The sequence below is a fragment of the Actinomadura sp. CNU-125 genome (assembly GCF_001942465.1).
In the GTDB taxonomy this organism is placed as follows: domain Bacteria; phylum Actinomycetota; class Actinomycetes; order Streptosporangiales; family Streptosporangiaceae; genus Spirillospora.
Genome location: NZ_MKJY01000508.1, coordinates 1 through 1,748 on the forward strand (window position 1 = coordinate 1; position 1,748 = coordinate 1,748).

Below are 1,748 nucleotides of genomic sequence, written 5' to 3' on the forward strand. Positions count from 1 at the left end.
CTGCGGTGACGCGGGCCCGCGCGCGAGCGCGCGGGCCGCCGCCGCGCCGGACACGCCGAGCCCGGCGACGCACACCGCCCGGCCGTCCCAGGGACCGTTCGTCACTTCGGCATCCACTCCAGGTAGAACAGGCCGATGCCGATCCCGACGAACAGGGCGGACATGAGCCAGAACCGCACGACGATCGTGGTCTCGGCCCATCCGGACAATTCGAAGTGATGCTGCAGCGGCGCCATCTTGAACACGCGTTTCCCGGTCATCTTGAACCCGCCGACCTGGATGATCACCGACAGGGTGATCATCACGATGAGCCCGCACAGGACCGCGAGCAGCAGCTGGGTGCGGGTCAGGATGGCGAGCGCGACCAGCACGCCGCCGAGGGCCAGCGAGCCGGTGTCGCCCATGAAGATCTTGGCCGGGGGGGCGTTCCACCACAGGAAGCCGAACACGCCGCCGAGCACGGCGGCGGCGACGACCGCGAGGTCCAGGGGGTCGCGGACGCTGTAGCAGTTGGGGGCGAGGGCGGCGGAGCAGCTGTTGCGCAGCTGCCAGTTGCCGATGACCACGTACGCGGCCAGCACCATCCCGGCGGGCCCGGCGGCGAGGCCGTCCAGCCCGTCGGTGAGGTTGACGCCGTTGGACATCGCCGCGATCAGCAGCAGCGCCCACGGGACGAAGAGGAAGGGGCTGAGCGAGGGGCCGAAGTCGCGCAGGAAGGACAGGTGGTCGGACGCGGGGGTGACGTCGTACCCGTTGGGGAACTGCAGGGACGCGTACGCGAACACGACCCCGATCAGGATGATCCCGATCATCTTGGCGCCGCTGCGCAGGCCGAGGCTGCGCTGCTTGAACACCTTGATGTAGTCGTCGACGAACCCGACCAGCCCGAGCCCGGTCATCAGGAACAGCGCCAGGATCCCGGAGATCGTGGGGGCGTTCCCGGTGACCAGGTGGGACACCGCGTAGCCGACGAGCGACCCCACGATGAAGACGGTGCCGCCCATCGAGGGGGTGCCGCGCTTGGTGAGGTGGGCCTCGGGCCCGTCGTCGCGGATCATCTGGCCGTAACCGAGCCGGTTGACGATCCTGATCCACACCGGGGTGCCGAGCGCCACGAAGACCAGCGCCACCCCGGCGGCGATCATGATGTCGGTCATCGGGCGGCCTCCGCGTCCCCGGTACCACCGGGCGCGGCGGCCGTCCGGCCCGTCCCGCCTCCGGCCGACAGGACGCCCTCGGCGACCCGTTCCAGACCCGCCACCCGCGATCCCTTCACCAGCACGACGTCCCGCGGCGCCAGCCGCTCGCTGAGCGCGGCGACCGCCGCGCCGACGTCATCCACCTGCACGCACTCTCCCGTCCATGAGACCGCCCGCGCGGCCCCTTCGGCCATCGCGGCGGCGTTCGCGCCGACGACGATGAGGCCGGCGACGCCGCTGCGGGCGACATGCTCCCCGATCTTGGCATGTTCCGCCACGGACGAGTCGCCCAGTTCGGCCATTTCGCCGAGGACGGCCCAGGCGCGGCGGCCGCGGGCCATGTGGACGAGCACGTCGATCGCGGCGCGCGTCGAGTCCGGGTTGGCGTTGTAGGCGTCGTTGACGACGGTGACGCCGTCGCCGGTCTCGGTGACCTCCATCCGCCACCGGCTGACCGGCTCGGCCGCCGACAGCGCCGCGGCGACGTCGGCGAGCGGGATCCCGGCCGCGCGGGCGGCCGCCGCGGCGGCCAGCGCGTTCGGGACGGCG

2 protein-coding genes are annotated in these 1,748 nt (G+C 72.1%); both read right to left on the reverse strand.

Annotated features, from left to right (window positions below; all coding sequences use genetic code 11):
* Positions 1-101: 101 nt before the first annotated feature.
* Entirely contained in the window at positions 102-1,157 is a 1,056-nt protein-coding gene (gene mraY / locus BJF79_RS39055) for a phospho-N-acetylmuramoyl-pentapeptide-transferase (protein WP_075904971.1), read from the reverse strand.
* Positions 1,154-1,748 (reverse strand): glutamate ligase domain-containing protein (locus tag BJF79_RS39060; RefSeq protein ID WP_316043528.1); only part of this gene is annotated, 595 nt, incomplete at its 5' end. The genes mraY and BJF79_RS39060, both read right to left, overlap by 4 nt.